Here is a 20,931-nt window from a genome sequence, read left to right on the forward strand (position 1 = left end):
TAAGAAAGAAGATGCAAGACTGGCGTGATCGCACGGAGGAACCCCTAAGAAAAATCATAGAGTCACTTCAATATAAAAGCTTTCAAAAAATACTGTACAGGTATCTCTAGACGAAAATCCGCTGCAGTTCATGTCGGAAGCCCCTGAAGCTAGATCCTGCAAAGGTGTCAACGAGGAAGGCTGTCAGGGAAGTACCTCCCTATAGCATTCATTTAAAAATGGATAGCAATCTTAGACTGTGGTCAATCGGCGCTGCTCATACCGCTTTCAATCCTCCTGCGAAAAAGTTCTTGACAAGGTTTGAACTGAGTAAATAAGATTGGCGCCGTCGCAATTTGAAAGCTTTCAAATTATAAAGCTCTTGATCTTGAGATCCAAGTTGTCAGAGGCGCCATGAACGTTCCATCAAGTTTTAGTCAATATATCGTTCCCGGATTACTTATAACCGCGGCTTGCTTCTTTCCCACTCCTTCGGCAAAAGGTAGCCCCCTTGGTGGGCGGGGCCGCATTTTCTACGTAAGCACCGCGGGATCAGACAGAAATGATGGCTTATCATCTTCAACCGCCTGGCAGACGGTCGCAAAAATCGACAGCTCAACATTTGGAGCGGGCGATCAAGTGCTGTTTCAAGGAGGAGAGTCTTTTTCTGGCGCGATTATGTTCACTTCGGCCAATGCCGCAACAAGCATGACTGTCGGCACCTATGGGGACGGGCAGGCAACCATCGATTCCGGATCTTTGCCGTGTGTTTCAGTCAGTAACGTCCCGAGCATCACTGTTCACAATCTAAACTGCGTTGGCTCAGGGATCACGTCCAATACGTCGTTTGGGATCGTTGTTGATAATTCCCTCGCCGACAATGTCAAGTTGAATGGCCCTACGATTACAAACAATACGGTCAGCGGCTATGGCGATAATGGCATTGAGGTCTCTGGCTCGAACGGTACATCTGGATTCTCTGGGATAAACATCTCCTTCAACGATGTTCACGACGTGACGGGTAACGAAGCAAATATCGGAGATGACTCAGCTTGCATCCGCATCATCTCCAATCCCACCTACCCGAATCCCACTGCGCACAGCGACGTCCAGGTCATTGGAAATTCGGTTTACAACTGCGTTGGCCAACATCAGGCCAGGAACAACACAGGCTCAGGGATTCTACTTTCAACCTCGACGAACGCTACCATTGCTCGCAACGTCGTTCATCATACGGGCGTGTACAACGACACTTGTGGCGGTCCCAATGGAATCTGGGCTTATTCGTCCGCTAATGTCGTTATCGAATTCAACGAGACCTACGACAATGAGACCAATTTTGCAGTGGGTGGATGTGATGGCAACGGTTTCGACCTCGATGGAGGGATAACCAACTCAGTCGTGCAGTACAACTATTCGCACGATAACTACGGGGCGGACTTTCTAGTTTATGCCTATACCGATTCGAGGCAGCCGCAATGGTCGAACAATATCTTCCGATACAACATCGGTCAAAACAGCGCACGAGCCATTTTCATAGCTAATGACGATTCGCTATCGATGAACGCTTGCTATATCTATAACAACACCTTCTACGATAAGGTGGCCATGGTCGGTGCAAATGCAACTGCGCCTATCAACTGTATCTTCGCAAACAATATCTTCTATTCTCAGAACTCTCCGCCGTCAGTTGCCTTCCTGTTGCCAAACCCATCGAACATCTCGATGGTGGGGAATGACTACGCAGGGAATGGCACGTGGAGTTGGGGCAACGTAGGATATTCCTCCTTTTCAGATTGGCAATCGGCCACCAGTCAGGAAGAGATGAGAGGCGTTAATGTCGGGTTGACCTCCGATCCTCTGCTTGTCGCCCCCGGTGGAGGAGGGATTACAAATGGATATCATCCAGAAGATCTGTTTGAGTATCTGCTCTTGCCCGGTTCGCCGATGCTTGAGGCCGGACTGAACCTGCAGTCCCTGTATGGCATTGACGTTGGCACGCAAAACTTTTATGGAACCCCTGTGCCTGATAAGGCGGGCAAGTTCAGCGTGGGCGCGGGAGGGATACTCCGATCGGAAATCCTCGAGAATTTCTGGCCTTCGGGTCAGCATCCTCCACACTCAGAATGTCGTTGCGCGCGAATAGAGTAAGACAGCCGTAAGCACTGCTTACACTTCCACTTATTAGAGGTTGCGCCTTTCCTGAAAGCGTTCAAACAACGAGACAACAGATTCAAGTAGAACTATGTCGGTCGGAGGCTCCATGAACATCGCAGTGAAACGAGGGATATCTTCTTTTCCAGGTTTGTTGCTGACTGTATTTATCGCTTCTCTATTATTTACTCGTCCAGTATTGGCTCAATTCGCAAGCGGTATCGAGGCTACTGTCGTCGATAAAACGGGGGCCGTAATACCTGGAGCTCAGTTTACGATCACAAATCAGAACACTCAGATAACGGAGAAAGCTACTGCGGACGGTCAGGGTTATGTCCATATTCTGCAACTGCCTCCGGGCGTGTACCGAGCGAAGATCGAAAGGAATGGATTTACTTCGTGGGAACAGAAGGATATACGAATAGAAGGCCATGATGTACGCACCCTGTATCCAAAGCTCGATGTTGGTCAGCAGAGCATGACCGTAGAAGTCACAGCAGACCATGAGACGGTACAGACAACCAGCGGGAATATCGGCCGTACTCTTGAGACACAGACGGTTCAGGAATCTCCACTTGTTGGCCAGGATGTCCTGGCGTCAGTCGCCACCCTTGCGCCAGGAGTAACAGGCCTCGGGGGAGCTGCCGGCAATATTGGATCTGCTGGGTCTGTAGGTACGAGCAGTTTTACGGCGGAGGCAGGCTATCAGATTAATGCTGGAGGGCAGCGTCAAGAAGCCAACGAATACCAAGTCGATGGCACTACGGTTAATGGCAATTCTCGCGACGGCATCACTAATATCACGCCGGAACCAGAGACTATCCAGGAGATGAAGGTCACGGCAGCATCATTCGACGCGAGCAAAGGCCTGCAGAGCGGAGCGCTCATAGAAATTTTTACAAAATCGGGGACAAACCAATTTCACGGCATGTTGTCGGAGTTCCATACTGACAATGCTCTTACGGCAAGAACGGAATTTCAGACATCGGTTCCGAAATACATTCGCAATGACTTCGGGGGAACAATTGGCGGGCCGATCTACAAGAATAAGACATTCTTCTTTGGATCGTTGTTCTGGTCGCGTTCTCTTCTGGGCCAGACTGTCTTCGCGAACGTCGAAACGCCCGAGTTCGAAAACTACGTCAAAACAAACTTTCCAAATTCGATTGCTGCCCAATTCTTTGCAGCTGGACCTCCAGGTGCGGTGCCCACTTCGAACTTCCTAACGGTTGCGCAGGTGGAATCTCAATATGCCAGCGTGTACACCCCTCCTTCCATTCCGGCCTCTTTAGTTGCAGTTGGAACAGCACGAGTCAACTCTTCTCCTATTAGCAATGGCTTTCAGGGCCACGTCCGCCTGGACCATAACCTACGCGGCGACAACGACAAACTCTTCTTCAGCTTTTTTCGGAATACGACTCAAGGCGAGGTCGCGGACCCACGTCCCAATTACTCTTACATTAGCCCGAACGCCACGCTCTACGCCAAGTTTGACTATGTCCACGCGTTCTCTTCGTCACTTGTCAACGAGGCTGGCATCAGCTATACCCGCAACACGGGGAATCAGCCCATCGGAGCGCCATCTCTACCAAATGTCTACTATATTGGCTCACTCAGCGATGACTTCTCCGAGTATGGCCCGATTAGTTGGGCCCAGAACAATTGGGAATACCAAGACAGCTTGAGCTACACCCGTGGGGCGCATAATGTCCATGTCGGAGTTGATATTGAGCGACAGCAGGACCTTGACAATTTTACAGATGGACTCGTGCGGCCATATTTTTACTTCCTCAATGTGGTGGACTTTGCCGCAGACCAGCCCTTCTATCAAAGTGGTCCTGTCGTAGATCTCACCACTCAAACAACCGCGAATAATCTTTACCAGCGCGTCATGATGATTTACGTCGCACCCTATGTCCAGGACAACTGGAAAGTGAAACCGAGGTTGTCCCTGAATTTTGGGATGCGCCTTGATGATTATGGCCACCTGGCTACCGTAGAGAACGGTCACACGCCGATCGCATTCTTCACAGCCGGGTCGGGATCCTCGCTCGCTGAACAAATCGCGAACGGTAGTATGCAGGTTCGCCATGGCAACGGTTCTGCAACGACCGGAACACAATTCCGATTCGCGCCACGAGTAGGATTTGCTTGGGATGTCTTTGGGAACGGCAAAACTTCGGTTCATGGGGGGTATTCGCTCTTTAGCAATAAGGTCGGCGAATACGCCTACGTCAACAATATGCGGACAAACCCACCTGGCGTAGCCGACCCGACCATTGATATCTTCAACGCAGGGACTACAACTGGAAATTTCTCATACGGAACAAGCGGTTCGGGAGCAACTGGTTTTGCCCCGCCGCATGGCATCACGTATCAGGTAGATCAACGCGGCGGTTTGGTTGGAACGCGCACTAGTGTTGGAGGTTTGGATCCGAATCTTGCTCCTCCCCTTGTACATAGCTGGGCTCTTGGAGTGCAACATGCCATCGGTGGATTCGTAATCGAAGCTAATTACATGGGCTCGGCAAGCAGAGATCTCTATCTTCAGACTGACGTCAATCGCTTTGCGGGCGACTACGTCATTAACAACGGCTTCTCAAATCGTCTCAATCCCAGTTTTAGTACGGTCACTTATGGTCGGAGCGTAGGCATTGGCAACGGTGAGCTCGGTACAATCGGCATATCACGTCACTGGTCCAAAAACTGGACGATGCACGTAACCTACACTTTGAGCAAGTCCCTGGACTATACGAGCAGCAACGACAATGGCGTCGGTGGAGCAGAATCTATTTTCGACGCCCAACATCCTGAGCGTCAGTATGCACGGTCCGACTATGATGCACGACATAGGCTTTCGGCAGACGCGTATTGGTATATATCAGGACCGCACAGTGGCATCGCTCACGCCATTCTTGGAGGTTGGTCGGTTGCGCCGGTGATCATTTTGCAATCGGGCACCCCGTTCACCGTATATACTTCAGCTCCGTACGCGAGCGGAGGAGATTACAACGCGGATGGCTTTGACTTTGATGTGCCGAACGTTCCTAAATTCGGGCGTCACATTAGTACGAATCGCTCAGATTTCCTCAAAGGACTTTTCAAGCCCTCGGACTTTCCTGTACCTGCTGCCGGGCAGGAGGGGGATCTGGGTCGGAACACCTATGACACGCCTGGCTATGCGAACGTATCTTTAGCGATCCAACGTGTTTTCCCCGTCAAAATCCTCGGTCCCGCAGGAAAGTTTGAGATGCGTGGAGAGCTCCTCAATGCATTCAATCGGGTGAATCTGGGATATCCAGTCAATGATCTTTCAAACGCAAGCTTCGGAACGTCGACGACGCAGTATCCACCGCGCCAGATCCAGTTGCAGGGGCATCTGCGCTTCTAGCAACGGAAGTGGAATACCGCTTCCAGAAAAGAAGCCACACTGCACCATTTCTTACGAAAGTTGTTGTCTAAGGCAGAAATAGTTTGGAGGAATACTTGTATCAACCACAGGCTTACTTTGTTGTGCTGTCCCTGATGTTCACCAGTATGCTTTGCTGGGGTTCGTGGGCGAACACGCGCAAGCTCACTTCAGGTTTTTCGTTTTCGCTGTTCTATTGGGACTATGTGATTGGCATCGTTCTCTGCAGCCTGTTTTGGGGGCTAACTCTAGGGAGCGTCTACGGCGGTCCGACGGCATTCCTTGAAAATCTCCGCATAGTATCTTTCCCCCACATCTTGCTCGCACTTGCAGGAGGAGTGGTTTTCAATGTCGCCAATCTGCTTCTTGTCGCGGCTATTGATATCGCAGGCATGGCTGTCGCATTTCCTGTGGGGATAGGCCTGGCACTTATCGTAGGCGTTGTCCTGAACTACATCATCCAACCGATGGGGAACCCCTTGTTGATCTTTGGTGGAGTTGCGCTCGTGGGAGTTGCAATATGGCTGGATGCACTCGCATACAAGCGTCGCGAAACGAGTTCTCTCGCGGGCAGGCGTGGGATTGTGTTGAGTGTAGTCAGCGGTATTCTTATGGGACTGTTCTATCCCTTCGTCGCCAAAGCTTCGATTGGCTCGAACGCTTTAGGCCCTTACACAGTTGCGTTCATCTTTGCATTAGGCGTAGCGGGATGTAGCTTACCGGTTAACGCGTGGCTGATGCGTCATTCGCTTACAGGCGAACGGCCCGCAAGTTTCTCCCAGTATGCATCGGCGAAAACAACCTGGCACCTCTGGGGCATGATCGGCGGCTTCATATGGTGTAGCGGTGCGGTTGCGAGCTTCGTGGCTTCAAACGCGAACCTAGTTGGCCCAGCCGTTTCATATGCCTTGGGACAGGGAGCTACGATGATTTCCGCAGCGTGGGGAGTATTCGTCTGGCGAGAGTTTGTCTCTGCTCCAAGGGCCTCAAAGCGTCTCGTGCCATGGATGTTTTTGTTTTTCTTGGTAGGCCTTGGGGCTATCGCGATAGCGCCTCTTTTTAGCCGATAACGCGGAGATTTCAATATGAGTGTGAACAAGTCAATCGTCGTCGTGGGAAGTATCAATTTAGATCTAGTAGCGTCCGTGGACCGCATGCCTGCACCGGGAGAGACCATCAAAAGTCTTGGCTTTGCCACATACTCTGGAGGAAAAGGCGCTAATCAGGCGGTAAGCGTCGCAAAGCTTGGAGGACCGGTAGTGATGATTGGCAGACTGGGTGACGATGTCTTTGCCGATCGACTGCTTGCTGATCTCATATCTCATGGCATCGAAACCGACTTTATCAGAAAGGTCCCGGGACCGTCTGGAACCGCCGTAATCATGAAGATGCCTCAAGGGGACAATTCGATTGTGGTTAACACCGGAGCAAATTATCGATTACTTCCCGAAGACATTGATCTTCACGATGCCGAGATTGGGCGAGCATCTATCATCCTGACGCAGTTGGAAATACCTATGTCTACAGTGGAGTATCTAGGAACGCTTGCTACATCATTGAACATTCCGTTTGTGCTGGATCCTGCACCAGCCTGCCCACTATCTTCGTCGCTCCTTCGAAACGTCACGTGGCTTACACCAAACGAAAGTGAAACACGAATTCTTCTTCGAGACACTGGGATGAAATTGCCCGACACGTTCGATGTCGTCGCTGCCGGGCAGGCCGCAGCATACTTATTGGGGTTCGGAGTTAGAAATGTGCTGCTGAAGCTCGGCTCTGTAGGGGTTTATATGGAAGGGGTCGACGTCACTGCTACGTTAATTCCAGCGTTTTCTGTGACAGCCGTTGATACGACTGCAGCCGGCGACTCCTTTAATGGTGCTTTCGCCTATGCTTTGGCAGTAAGAGGAATGGCGCCCGTCGACGCGGCAAGATTCGCGTGCTCGGCAGCCGCCATTTCAGTGACAAGGATTGGAGCACAACCTTCGATCCCGACCTTAAAAGAGGTTGAGGAGTTTCTGAAGACCTAGGGTCTCGAAGCTCTCAAGACAAGTGTGATACTCAAGCGGCTCGAACTGGATCTGCCTAATGTCTATGAAGTTGTCATCGAGCGTAGATGTGCGTGAAGACGAATTGGAAGCAGAATGCATTATCAACACGAGCGAAACGCTCGCTTTTTGAGTTCGCAAAGTGGTGAGGTTCTCTTGATGAGGATTTCTTGTCATGCACCTTTCCATGCAAATGGCAGATCGTTCTCCGAAATATCACGATGCTTCGTGAGGGCTAGAGAATCATTCCAAAGATAAAAGGCCTGCATCTGGATGGTCGCCAAAGATACGGACGAAAGAACAATTGACTGGAACACGACGGTCAAAATCAGGCCGCGAAGAACTGCTGTTTGAGTTCTTCGAAGTGTTTGGCGGACGTTAACAAAACTGAAAGCAAACAAAAGAGAGAAGATATGCGCAGCGTCCTGAGACGATTTTACCGAGTGGTACTTGTACTCCCCATGTTGGGACTGGGGGCCAAGTCGCAGAGTTTTGACCAGCCGCCCAATCTAATGCAAAAGCAGACCTATACGTTGCATCGAGCTGGCAGCAAAGAAATCACAAATGGTGGGAGTGATTATCGCAGTATTAATCCGGGCGACACGCGCATCTTACTGGATGCGGACGGTCCCGGCCTTATTTCTCATATGTGGTTTACGATCAACGATCCTGAACCTTATCATCTTAAACGCATCGTCCTGCGAATTTACTGGGATGGAGAAACGGACCCGAGTGTCGAAGCCCCTATCGGAGATTTTTTTGGGCTTGGCACTGGCGACTATTTCAACTGGGAATCGAAAATGCTGTCTGTAGGCAGTAGCAGGGCCTTGAATTGCTTCTTTCCTATGCCATATGGCAAGCACGCCAAGATTACCGTAACCAACGAAGGTAAACAGAATATTTCGAATTTGTACTACAATATCGAATACAGGACCGATCATCATCCTCTGCCACCAAATACCCTTTATTTCCATGCGCAATATCGTCAGGCCGTGCCCAATGTGGGGTGGACGAATCAGTGGTACAGCAATTACGACCCGTTGGTTGTATTCAAACGCAATCCTGAAGGAACAGATAACTATCTCTGGTTTGAAGCTAAGGGAAGCGGCCAGTATGTTGGCGTAACTATGTCCGTGCTCCAGAACCAGGATGGCTGGTGGGGAGAGGGAAATGACATGTTCTACATTGATGGAGAGAGCATACCTTCGATCTCCGGCACCGGTGCGGAAGACTATTTTCTAGGAGCCTGGGATTTTGGTACGCCGTTTTCATACCAACTCTATGGCGCGCCAGTGGTTGGCAAGGAAGAGGCCGGTTCACGAAGCAGCGTTTATCGCTTTCACCTCGATTCCCCTATACCATTCTCGAAGAGTATTCGAGCTACGATCGAACACGGGCACGCGAACCATCGTTCAGACAACTTCTCCTCGGTGGCTTATTGGTATCAAACCGAACCTCACCTGCCGTTTTTTCCTTTGCCGGCGGTTGACGACCGAATTCCTGTGGTGCACGCAGTAGGCGGTCCCGGAAACTCGTCACCTGACGGAAAGCCCACAACGCCAAATAGGTAGCATTTTCAGTAAAATTTCGGGTCCTACAATGCTTTGGGATGCATTACTAAATTGCTCATTGCGCATGCAGTTTGTGGCTGCGGAATCTTCTGTCATAAGCGGGAAGTGTCACCTTTAAATTTAAAGGTGAAGGAGCGCGTCCGCAAAGACTGGCGCACTCGCCTGCGCCTTGCGGTTTTATCCTCGTGCCAACCTTAATACGGACACGTAGCTACGGTTGGACACTGTACCGTTAGCCATCGCTCGGTTCTAAGCTCTTCTTCGAGATGAGCCATTCGAACATGAATCTATCCCGCAGAAGCTTCCTTGCCTCCGGAATCGCCGCGTCGCTGTATACTTCTTCGGCACGCCGAGCCCTTTCTCAGAGCCCCTCCGCGGATGCGGGATACCGAGAAACCCGGAAAGCCGTGGGCTACGCCCGATGGGTCGACCCCTTCATTGGTACGGGGGGCCATGGACACACCTATCCCGGCGCCACGGTGCCTTTCGGAATGGTACAACTGAGCCCGGACACCTTCGACAGCACCTGGGACTGGTGCTCAGGCTACCATATCAGCGACGACTCGCTGATGGGTTTCAGCCACACGCATCTGAGCGGCACCGGCATTGGAGACATGATGGACTTCCTGGTAGCTCCGCGGCTTGGTGATGTGCGCTGGGTGCCGGGCACGAGGGATAACCCGGGTGCCGGCTATCGTTCGCGGTTCCGCCATGAGGACGAGGTCGCTGAGCCCGGCTATTACTCAGTGTTGCTTCAGAACTCCAAGATCTTCGTGGAACTCACCGCCTCAGCGCGTGCCGGCATGCACCGCTATACCTTTCCCACGGAAGGCGACCGCCATTTGCTGGTTGATCTGGCTCACGTCTACGGAGGACCTGAGCGTTCGGAAGCGGCCAGCCTGAGTGTCGTAGGTAAAGACACGCTTCTCGGTGGGCGGACAGTTGCGGGCTGGGCCAATGGGCGCCTTCTGTACTTCGCTATGAAGTTCTCGCGCCCCTTTCAGAGGATCGACATTCTGGCAGACGGGATACCGTGGACAGGAGACCGAGGGCATGCAAAGGGAAGGGAACTGAAGTGCGCCGTTCACTTCGATCCCGGCAATGAGCCTGTGCTGGTAAAAACAGGTATCTCCGCCGTAAATGAGCAAAACGCGCTCGCCAATCTTGAGCACGAAATGCCGGCGTGGGAATTCGACGAGTTGCGAGCCGAGGCATTGCAGGCCTGGGAGACCGAGCTCGGGAAGATTCAGGTTGAGGGCGGTACGCCGAGTGAACGCCGTATCTTCTATACGAGTCTGTATCACACCATGCTGGCTCCCACATTATTCAGCGATGTGGATGGACGCTACCGTGGGATGGACGGTGAGGTGCACCAGCTCGAGACTGGTGCGAACAATTACAGCACGTTTTCCTTATGGGACACGTACCGAGCCGCACATCCCCTATATACACTGTTCCAGCCGGAGCGCGTGCCGGACTTCGTAAACTGCCTGATTCGCATGGGGGAACAAAGTCCGGTGGGAATGCCGGTATGGCCGCTACAGGGCAAAGAGACGCAATGCATGACCGGCTATCACTCCTCTGTAGTCATTGCGGAGGCGCTGGAGAAAGGTTTCGGCGGCATCGACACGCAGCGAGCGTACAAGGTGCTACGGCAGCAGGCGACCGAAAGTAGGTATCGGGGACTCGACCAGTATCGCAACTGCGGCTATGTCGCATGCGATCTTAGCAAAGACTCCATTGGCGAGAGCATGGACTACGCCTATAACGATTACGCCGTGGCGCATATTGCCCGGAGCGCAGGGGCAGATCGAGACGCGGAGTACCTGCTACGCCGTAGCCGGAACTACAGGGTGCTGTACGACCGCAGCGTCGGCTTCATCCGCCCGAGGGTGGCCGACGGAAGCTGGTCCTCGCCCTTCGCAGCCAATGAGATGGGTTACTCCCGGAATTGGCGGGACTATACGGAATCCAATCCCTGGACGGCCACATTCAGCGTGCAGGGAGACGTGGACGGTCTGGCAGAGATGCTGGGAGGACGGAAGGCGCTGGAGGAAAAGCTCGACGGCATCTTCAGCGCCAGCTCGGACTTGCCGCCCAACGCCCCCCTCGACATCGCAGGACTGGTGGGACAGTACGCCCACGGCAACGAGCCCGGGCACCACATCGCCTATCTCTATATGTATACCGGGTCGCCTGAGAAGACTCAGCGGCGCGTGGCATCCCTGCTTAAGACTATGTATACCGACCAGCCGGACGGGCTGGCGGGCAACGAAGACTGCGGGCAGATGTCCGCTTGGTATGTGATGAGCGCCATGGGGTTATACATGGTGGATCCCGTCAGCACAGTCTATGTGCTCGGAAGCCCGCTCTTTGATTCGGTACGCATCGACATGGGAGCAGGAAAGTCGCTGACGATCAAAGCGCACCGGAAGAGCCCCACCGACACGGGGATCCAGTCCGCCAGGCTGAACGGGCGCCCCCAGACGCGCCTGTGGTTCCGCCATGAGGAAGTCCGGGCGGGCGGAGAGATCGTACTGGAGATGGGCGGGTCATCAAATCCTGCGCTCGGCATGCGGGCCGAGGATCTTCCGCCGCCACAAACGCTCTGAGCCCTACGGGCGTGCTTGCCTGTCTTTGGCGAAGGTTGAACTCAGATCCTACGCTTCCAGAGCTTTACGCGATGGCCCAGATGTTCCTTCGCCGTTGGAGTGTCCCAATGACTACTGTTAAGAACCTGTTGCGACCTTGGCAGGGAGTCTCCCGCGGACTACGGTGTTGCAGAACTTCCAAGTATCTATTGTGGTGGTGCTAATTATGTCCGACTCTCTAATGCTTCTTCGTTCCTGGCGAGCTCTCAGCCCGAGCCGCCTTTTCCTCCTCAACGTGTTGATGCTTCTAACTCTGGTGGCGCACCCGCTGGCGAACGCGCAGGTTCTCTATGGCTCGTTGACGGGCAACGTCACTGATGAGAGCAAGGCCTCGGTGCCCGACGCTATCGTAGACGTGACTAACAGTGGCACGGGCGTGGTGACTCATGGCAAAACAGAGGCTAATGGCGTTTATCTGATCAATGATCTGCAACCCGGCACTTATCAGATTCATATCGCGGCAGCCGGATTCTCCGTTGTGCAAGAAACCGGGGTAGTTATCTCGGCCAATACCGTCCGGCGCGCCGATGTAATGTTGAAGCCAGCCTCAGTTCAGCAGAGTGTGACCGTGACCGACGCTCCGCCACTACTGCAAACGGACCGGACGAATGTCGACAGCGAGATCAGTGCGCAGCAACTGGAGAACCTGCCAACCAGCACTACGCGCAACTTCCAGAGTCTCTTCCGCACAATCCCCGGTTCGACACCCCCGGGTATTGGGCACAGTGGCCCCTCGAATCCACAGGGCTCATTGAACTTCAACATCAACGGAACGCCGGAGACGCAAAACAATACCAAGGTGGACGGCGTGAGCGATCTCTTTCCCTGGCTGCCGGAGGACGCTGCGTATATCCCGCCACAGGACTCCATACAGGCGGTTAGCATTGTGACCAATACTTTCGACGCGGAACAGGGCAGTGCCGCCTCCTCCCAGATCAACGTCTACCTCAAATCCGGAGGCAATCAGATCCATGGTGCAGCGTGGGAGTACAACACCAACTCCGCGCTGATGGCAAAGAACTATTTCTTCACTGGTAACAGTGTGCCTAAGTACATCCTCAATCAGTTCGGCGTCGACTTAGGCGGCCCGATCGTGAAGGATAAGCTCTTTTACTTTGGCTCGTGGGAGCGCACCGTGCTCCGCAACCTGGTCTACGGATATCAGACTGTGCCAACCGCAGCGATGCGCGTGGGCAATTTCTCTGGAACAGGGACAACGATCTACAACCCGACAACAGGTACTGCCTCCGGTCTGGCCCGCACCCCTTTTGCTGGCAACCAGGTAGGACCAATCAACCCGGCCGCCGCGAAGATGATTGCACTTATCCCGATGCCCAACGTGCCGGGCACGGTGGCTAACGACTATTTTGCCTCCGGGGACTTCCGGTCGAATCGTGACGCTGTTGACATCAAGGTGAACTATAACCCACTCAGCCGGATGACCACCTTCGGCAGCTATAGCATCTCGCCGACTTCGAGTTATGATCCGCAGGCCCTCGGGCCGGCTGGCGGCGGTACCCTCGACGGCGGCCAGCCGGGCAACGGCAGTGGCATGGTTCAGCGCGTAGCCCTCGGTGGGACTTATAACTTCACGCCGAATCTGCTCGTCGACGCAAATGCTGGTTATATTCATGTCAACCTCAAAGCGACGAACACAGATATCGGTCAGGACTATGGCACAGATGTGCTCGGAATCCCGGGAACCAATAGCGGAGCAGGTGTGGGCAACCCATTAAACGGTGGGTATCCCAACTTCACGCTCTCAGGTTTCTCGTCGCTGGGCAACACAAACTCCTCCAATCCTTTCCAGTTCGTGAACGACCTCTATTCGGAGGACTTCAACCTCAGCTGGACCAAGAATTCACACGCTATGAGGTTCGGCGGAGAGATCATCCACTTCCAGATGGCAAACTTTCAGGCCAATACCTCGTTTGGAGTGCGCGGAGGCTTCTCCTTCTCTGGAGGTGTCACGGCTCTCAACGGCGGCACTTCGCCCAACCTGTATAACTCCTTCGCCGATTTCCTTTTGGGCTCGCCACAGACCATGGGCGAGGACCATCAGGTCTTCGATCCCTCGCGCGTCATCGAAAGTAGCTATGCGTTCTACGGCCGGGATCAATGGCAGATTGGCAAGAGCGTCACATTGACCTACGGTCTGCGTTTCGAATACTACCCTTATCCAAATCACAACTACGGTATCGGTCTGGTGCAGTACGATGCCAACACCAATCTCCTGTATCTCGGTGGCATCGGCGGCAATCCGTTCACCATGGGGGTGGATACCGGCCATGGCAACGTCGCCCCGCGCCTGGGTCTTGCCTATCGTCTTGGCGAGCACACAGTGGTACGTTCTGGTTTCGCAATCAACACGGACGGGAGCTATTTCACGGGTACGGTACAGTCATATCCCGCCGTCGCGTCAGCACAGTACCAGGGAAGTAATGGCTACTCCGCTGCGGGCAGCCTCGCAACCGGTATTCCTGCGTTCACGGCACCGAACATCACCTCGCCATTTTCGCCCTTACCCGTGCAATACGGAGCAGCCATCAGTCCCACACACTACAAGCGCTCATACATTGAGAACTACAACCTGGTGGTTGAACACGATTTTGGCAAGGGCATTACAGCACAGGTGGGGTATGTGGCCACGCACGGTGTAGATCTGAATTATGGGATCAACGTCAATGCTGCCGCTCCCGGGACGGGCGTTGCGGGTCAACCTCTCTATGCGAAGTTTGGTAACTCCTCCAGCATCAGTGAGACCTTGCCCTTCGCATCCTCTTCCTACAACGGCTTGCAGACGCAACTGAAACGTCAGGTCGGGCGTGTAAGCTTCGGCGCGAACTACACGTACTCGAAGGCATTGGACTTCGAAGACGTCGCGCCTAATATTAACCGTGCTCTGTTGTTCAATTACCTGCCCGCCATCAATCGCAACTATGGCCCTGCGGGCTTCGACATCCGTCACAACTTCCAGACGTTCGGCACAGTTCTGGCGCCATTCGGGCGCGACGGTCGATGGCTTAAGACTGGTATGGCAGGCTATCTTGCAGGCGGATGGCAAGTGAACTGGGTCTTGAGCCGACTCAGCGGAACGCCATTCACGGTAACTGCAGCCGCGACATCGCTGAACGCTCCCGGAAACTCTCAGGTAGCCAACCAAATAAAACCCCATGTCGCGATCCTCGGCGGCCACGGGATTAACCAACCGTATTTCGATCCGAATGCCTTCGCACCGGTCACCACCGCAGCGTTTGGCAACTCCTCCCGCAATGAGATTCGCGGCCCAGGATTCTTCGATATGGACATGAGTCTCTACCGGACTTTTCCGCTACATGAACGGTTTCAAATGCAGTTTCGGGCCGACGCCTTCGGTCTAACGAACACGCCGCAGTTTGCTAACCCTGCAGCCAATGTATCGAACGCAACCTTTGCAAATGGCGCGGTGACGAACCTCAACGGGTATGACACCATCACCAGTTCGACTGGACAGCGGCAGATCCGATTGGGACTGAAGTTGATGTTTTAAGAACGAGGGAAAATGATGAGCATGAACTCCAGCAAACTGTTCGCGTCGGGCATCAAGCGGCGCTCTTTCATGACCGGGTTGGCCGCTTCGGGTTTGGGTCTGTGGACAGCCTCCGGTCCCACGCCAGTATTGTCTCAGCAGCAGGCTACGGCTGAGAAGATTGCGTGGACGTGGGGTCCCTTCGGTTCCTCGGACGACGTTGGCCGCTACTATGAGATCGAGTATCCGGCGTCGAGCGCGGCTGGCGAACTACAGCTCGCGGTCAGCTATAAGTATTGGCTGCCGCCAGGGGTGCAGCGGATACGCGGCGTCATTATGCACCAACACGGGGCGAGCATCCTTGCCGCACAGGGCGGAGCGACCGCCGTCTATGATTTGCACTGGCAGGCCCTAGCCAAGAAATGGGACTGCGCTCTGCTGGGTCCGAGCTACCGAGTACTCAACGATGGGATAGGCCTGATACCGGGAGGTTCGGAACTCTGGTTTGACCCTCGAATCGGTTCAGAAAAGACTTACCTGCGTTCTCTCGAAGACGTAGCAGAGAGGTCTGGCCATTCTGAAATTGCTGTAGTGCCGTGGATTTTCTGGGGTCACTCCGCGGGAGGCATCTGGGCCAACACCATGAGTACGCTGCACCCGGAGCGGATCGCAGCAATCTTCCTGCGCTCCGGTACAGCAGCAATGTTCCGTGATAAACCCGAGTTCCGGCAGCCCTCCATTCCCGAAGCGGTATACACCATCCCGACGATGACCAATGCCGGCGTGCAGGAGAAGGGGCACGAACCATGGGAGGGATCGATCGCCACCTTCAAAGAGTACCGCGAGCGCGGTGCTCCTATTGGCTTTGCTCCCGATCCTCGCACTGCTCACCAGACCGGCGATTCTCGGTACCTTGCCATCCCATTCCTCGATGCCTGCATGGCAATGCGTCTGCCTGAAAAGGGTGTCACCAGCAACGCGCTGCGGCCCGTCGAGCATGCACAGGCATGGCTCGCCGAGGCTATGAGTGCTACCGCGGTGCCAGCTGCACAGTTCCGAGGCGACGTGAAGAAGGCTGTTTGGTTGCCGAACGAGCGCGTCGCCCTGGCATGGATGCAGTATGTGCAGCAGGGCACCGTGGCTACCTCGGAGATTCCGCCCGCTCCCTTCAGCGTGTCAGTCAAGACGAGCGGCAAGTGCAACGAGATTACGTGGAACGCCGAGTCCGGCTTTGAAGCAGGCATCGGCGGGTTCGTGGTGATGCGCAACGGACGCGGGATTGCTCGTCTTCCGGAGCGGCCACCCGACCGCCTATTTGGGCGCCCGTTGTTCCAGGGGCTCTCCTATCACGACACTCCCGAGGCGCCTTACCCACGCATGAGCTACTGTGACACTACCGTGCCTGCCGGACGCAAAAACGAGTACAGCGTCATTACTCTTAGCAGCGCAGGCGTTGCGTCTGATCCTTCGAAGTCTGTCATCGCGGAATAGCCAGCCACTCACCAGGTCGGAAGGAAATTCTTTATGCAACGACGCAGTTTTCTTAAGACTTCGCTTGGCGCTGTCGCGAGTGCCGCTGTTTTCCGTTTAGGGGACACGCCTGTCTTCGCACAGTCAGTTGCCGCAAAGACTTCGCTGCCCTGGGAACGCGAAATGTCGCTGAAGCAGGCGGCTCGCTCAATCAACATTGAGGGAGTGCTCGACCCTAAAAATCCTCTGCCGCCACGGTGGAGTGATACTACGCGGGGTGGGGCCATGTCGATCAACAATCTGAAAATGCGCACTACTTTGTGGGGACCGACCGACCGCATCACCGTAAGCCTGACGAAAAACAACGTGTGGGACCGACGCATCCACCCATTCCGACCGCCTACACTTGCCGAGATCACCGAAGGCGCTTTCGCCGAGGTGAACGCGGACTACGATGGAGTGCGGGCGACGTCACTGCGGCCCATCGATCTGGGCTGGCTGTGGAAAGAGGGAGGATCGCACGATCCTTCTCGCGAGCCCATTCGCTATGCATTTCCGTCGATGAAACCGGTCGGACAAATCGTTCTCGGCATTGACGCTCTGGCACATGCACCCGCACCAGAGCTTCGCCAAAACTGCGCCGACGGCGTCGTGCGGTTCCAGATGGAAAAGGCCGGGGCAAAGGCCGAGCTTGAGTATGTGCTGGGCATGACCAGCAACCTCTATGCAGTGCGGGGACGTCTCTCTGGCATAGACTCGCCAGTGTGGCTGCGCCTCTACCGCCACCGCGACACCTCACACCAGTTCTATGTTTCTGACGACGGCAAAAGCTACAAGAATCCGGCTGCAGAGCAAGATAAGGCTTATAACGGTCCTATAGACGCACCGACCAGTGGCGTCGACGGTCGCTACTTCTGGATTCGCCAGCGCATGCCGCCTGAAAAGACGTTCCCGCAAGGGTTCGAGTATGTTCTGATGGGCACGATCATCTCTCCCGGCCAGGTGCAGACGAGCGCCGTAGAGAGCCAAACCGGCCTGGGCACGCCTCCGCCTCCGCCAGATGTTCAATGGGACCTCCATGGGGAGCCGATCCCGTTGATATCGGAGGCTCCGGGTGCGGCCGCCACTGTTACGCTTCCGGCATCAGGGACCGGCTTTGAAGCTCTGGTCACGATCGTGACTACGATGGATGGCGAGGACATGTTAGCACTGGCGAAGAAGAAGCTGGCGGACGCGGCTCATGCAGGTTTCGACGGTGTAGTCAGCGAAAATACTGCATGGTGGGATGGTTTTTACGATCGTCGCGAGAGCGGTCGCATCTTTCGCGGAGAATCAGGAGCCGATTGCACGGATGACATCCGTGAGATCTATCAGAGCTATTCCGACAGCCATGGCGGCGGAACGAAGACCGACATGCGCGCTCTGGAATGTAGCGCGTCTTATGCTTTGCCGGAGCGGGACTTCCAGCAGTGGTTCAGCTCCCCCTGCTACAACGAGATCTTCACTACGCCGCGTTTCGTCCGCAATTGGGGCGATAGCGAAGACATGTGGAAGCAGATTGTGTGGCACTGGATGCCTGCGGCTGAGCAAAACGCGCACGACATGTGCTCCATGCCGGGCATACTTATCGTGCACGGCTATCTGCCACCCATAAAGCCTGATAGATATGTGCACTCAGCGATCACCCTCGAATTTTGTCTTGGAACGATGGCGCAACTAGTACGTCCCGCCTGGGATGAATGGGACTACAGCGGTGATGTGACGATGCTACGCAACGAGTGTTATCCGCTGATGAAGCAGATGGCGATGTTCTACGCAGCGTATGCAAAGAAGGGCGAGGATGGTTATTACCATGTTATTCCTTCGATGCAGGAAGAAGACTGGGGCTTTTACCCGAGATTCTCGCGCAATAAGGACATGGTCAGTTCGCTGTGTATGTTCAGGTGGGCGCTGGTGCGCGCGGCCGAGGCCGCAGAGATGCTCGGCGTGGATACGGAGCTTCGGATGCTGTGGCGTGAAGTTGCAACCAACATCGTGCCGTATCCCACTTGGCAACGCTCGGAAGGATCCGTTTTCGCGGAGATGCCTGGACTCGAGCCGTACCGTCTGCCGGGCGACCACTTTGGGGATGCTGCTTCCTACCCGGCGTTGCTGGCGGACGAGATCAACCTCGACTCGCCGCGCGAGTTGAGGGAGAAGATGATTCGGAGTGTACGTACTTTGCCTTCCGGAAGTACAGACCAGACGTTGACAGTGCTCGGCGTGCCCCTGCAGCCGGCGAACCCTCCAGGCGCGGGAGCGCCTTCAACCTCAACACATCGTCGAGTCCCGGAGATCGACCCGGAGATGCTACTTAATAGCCGAAGCGGTCGCATTTACCTGTTCCCCGTCAACCGCTGGGACCCACCCTACGCGGATCAGTTCTCAAAGAAAAACGAGGTTGCGTTTCGCAACTTCCAGGCACGTGGCGGTTTCCTTGTGTCGGCGGCCAAGAACTCCGAGGGTGTATATCACCTGGAGATTGAAGCCCGTCGTGACTTGCCATGCCGGGTGATGAATCCGTGGCCAGGACGAAGTGTGCGCGTGACGGAGACCCACGGTGAACGTGTGGAATCCCGCGTGGAATCCAGCAATGGGGAGTGCATCATCTTCGCCTCGAAGGCAGGCCACCATTATCTACTGTCCCCGACATAAACCCCGTGGCCCGGCTCGAACCATTGGTGTACTATGGTGCACTCGTGAGGTCCGGGTATTCCGATGTTAGCGATTGAAAAGTTTGAAGGTATTGCGAAGTTTGTGAAGACCGATGAAAACCTCACAGCGCTGCGTGAGCATTTGGAGTGCATCATCAATGGGGAAGCCTTTCGCGGAAGCAAACGAAGCGCTCAATTCCTTTCTTTCATCGTTGAAAAGGCCATCGAAAACCATGCCGATGGTCTGAAGGAACGCACCATCGGTGTGGAACTCTTTGGGCGTGTGCCCACTTACGACACCGGTGAAGATGCGATTGTGCGCGTGACTGCGACGGATGTGCGCCGTCGTCTACTACAACACTATGGCCGCATAGGCGAGGCGTCAGAGTTTCGCATCAGTCTGCATGCAGGCGGATACATCCCCGAGATCGAGCGCCATGGAACATCCTTGTTACCCATCTTCGCTGATTCCACCGCTACGCCGGAGGTTCCCGCCATTATCAAGACCCCAGTCTCTCCGCTGGCTGGTGTGGAAAGGTCTCACCCCATTTCTGAACTCGCCCATCCCCAAACGGACGAAGAGCCTCAGGCCGCAACTGCTCCTTCCAGTTCACCATGGAAGCTCATCGCTGCACTTTCGCTGATTGTTGCTGTGCCAGTGGTTGTATTGATTGCGTGGGGGATGAAGCCGGCGCTGCGCTCACCATGGAGCGCCGTTATGCGGCTAGGGCATGTCACACGACTCATAGCCAGTGACCCAGACATCTCGCAGGTCGAAGCCCTTACCAGTCGCCAGATATCCGTCTCCGATTATGCGAATGAGCAGTATGGTTGCGACCAAGTGACGCTGCCGCGCGATGTTCCGTGCTTCGCCGTCTTTCATGGAGATAAATACGCGGCCGTGGATGTGAACCTGCTCGACCCGATTAAGGAGATTGCACGACGGGCCAACATCGTGCTGCAGGTGCAGGCAGCCCGCAATGTGCGTCTGCCCTCATTGCGAACCAACGATGACTATATCCTGTTGGGCAGCGCACGTTCTAATCCCTGGGTACAACTTTTCGCGAATCAGATGGATTTTGTCTTTAGTTACAACAATGAAGCCAAGCAGGAGATCGTAGAGAACCGGAACCCCCGTACCGGAGAGTTGGCTCAATACGTTCCCACAGCCAAAGGGTTCGGAACGGGCGAGTCCTATGCGACGGTGAGTCTGCTCCGCAACCTGAACCAGACTGGCCGCGTGCTGCTGCTAGCAGGAAATAGCTCGGAGGCCACTCAGGCAGCCGGCGACTTTATCACGGACCAGTCTGACGTTGCTGCTGAACTGACGCGGTGCGGCATCCGCGATCTCTCACCACTTGCTCGCTATCAGGTGCTGTTGAAGGTCCAGACGATGGCCGGATCGGCCACACAAGTTTCGGTGCTGGCCTGCCATCAACTATCGTAGT

The 20,931-nt window shown here is 54.6% G+C and carries 10 protein-coding genes; all 10 read left to right on the top strand.

Annotation, left to right across the window (positions count from 1 at the left end; translation table 11 throughout):
• Positions 1 to 393: 393 nt before the first annotated feature.
• The 10 genes from GSQ82_RS13930 to GSQ82_RS13975 all read left to right on the top strand — a co-directional run bounded on the left by GSQ82_RS13930 (position 394) and on the right by GSQ82_RS13975 (position 20,930).
• The gene (locus GSQ82_RS13930) at positions 394 to 2,130 is read left to right on the top strand and encodes a right-handed parallel beta-helix repeat-containing protein (RefSeq protein WP_158792846.1); all 1,737 of its coding nucleotides are present in this window, start codon (positions 394 to 396) and stop codon (positions 2,128 to 2,130) included.
• Between the two features lie 112 nt (positions 2,131 to 2,242).
• Complete coding sequence (locus GSQ82_RS13935) at positions 2,243 to 5,524, top strand: carboxypeptidase regulatory-like domain-containing protein (RefSeq protein WP_158792847.1); 3,282 nt, start codon at positions 2,243 to 2,245, stop codon at positions 5,522 to 5,524.
• Positions 5,525 to 5,619: 95 nt separating this feature from the next.
• Positions 5,620 to 6,612, top strand: a complete 993-nt coding sequence (locus GSQ82_RS13940) for an AcrB/AcrD/AcrF family protein (protein ID WP_174243077.1) — start codon at positions 5,620 to 5,622, stop codon at positions 6,610 to 6,612.
• A gap of 15 nt (positions 6,613 to 6,627) precedes the next feature.
• Complete coding sequence (rbsK, locus tag GSQ82_RS13945; protein ID WP_158792848.1) at positions 6,628 to 7,572, top strand: ribokinase; 945 nt, start codon at positions 6,628 to 6,630, stop codon at positions 7,570 to 7,572.
• A 431-nt stretch (positions 7,573 to 8,003) separates the two neighbouring features.
• Positions 8,004 to 9,161 (top strand): glycoside hydrolase family 172 protein, encoded by a 1,158-nt coding sequence (locus GSQ82_RS13950; RefSeq protein ID WP_158792849.1) that lies wholly within the window; start codon positions 8,004 to 8,006, stop codon positions 9,159 to 9,161.
• A gap of 281 nt (positions 9,162 to 9,442) precedes the next feature.
• Positions 9,443 to 11,773, top strand: coding sequence for a GH92 family glycosyl hydrolase (locus tag GSQ82_RS13955; RefSeq protein WP_158792850.1), 2,331 nt, complete (start codon positions 9,443 to 9,445; stop codon positions 11,771 to 11,773).
• A 205-nt stretch (positions 11,774 to 11,978) separates the two neighbouring features.
• Positions 11,979 to 15,341: a carboxypeptidase regulatory-like domain-containing protein gene (locus GSQ82_RS13960; RefSeq protein WP_158792851.1), complete on the top strand. Its 3,363-nt coding sequence runs from the start codon at positions 11,979 to 11,981 to the stop codon at positions 15,339 to 15,341.
• A gap of 12 nt (positions 15,342 to 15,353) precedes the next feature.
• Positions 15,354 to 16,811 carry a hypothetical protein gene (locus GSQ82_RS13965; protein WP_216847085.1) on the top strand — a complete coding sequence of 486 codons (1,458 nt, stop codon included), beginning with the start codon at positions 15,354 to 15,356 and terminating at the stop codon, positions 16,809 to 16,811.
• Positions 16,812 to 16,844: 33 nt separating this feature from the next.
• Positions 16,845 to 19,484, top strand: coding sequence for a hypothetical protein (locus GSQ82_RS13970; protein WP_158792853.1), 2,640 nt, complete (start codon positions 16,845 to 16,847; stop codon positions 19,482 to 19,484).
• Positions 19,485 to 19,547: 63 nt separating this feature from the next.
• Positions 19,548 to 20,930 (top strand): hypothetical protein, encoded by a 1,383-nt coding sequence (locus tag GSQ82_RS13975; protein WP_158792854.1) that lies wholly within the window; start codon positions 19,548 to 19,550, stop codon positions 20,928 to 20,930.
• The last annotated feature ends 1 nt before the right edge of the window (position 20,931 follow it).

It is taken from the genome of Granulicella sp. L60, from assembly GCF_009765825.1.
GTDB lineage: Bacteria > Acidobacteriota > Terriglobia > Terriglobales > Acidobacteriaceae > Edaphobacter.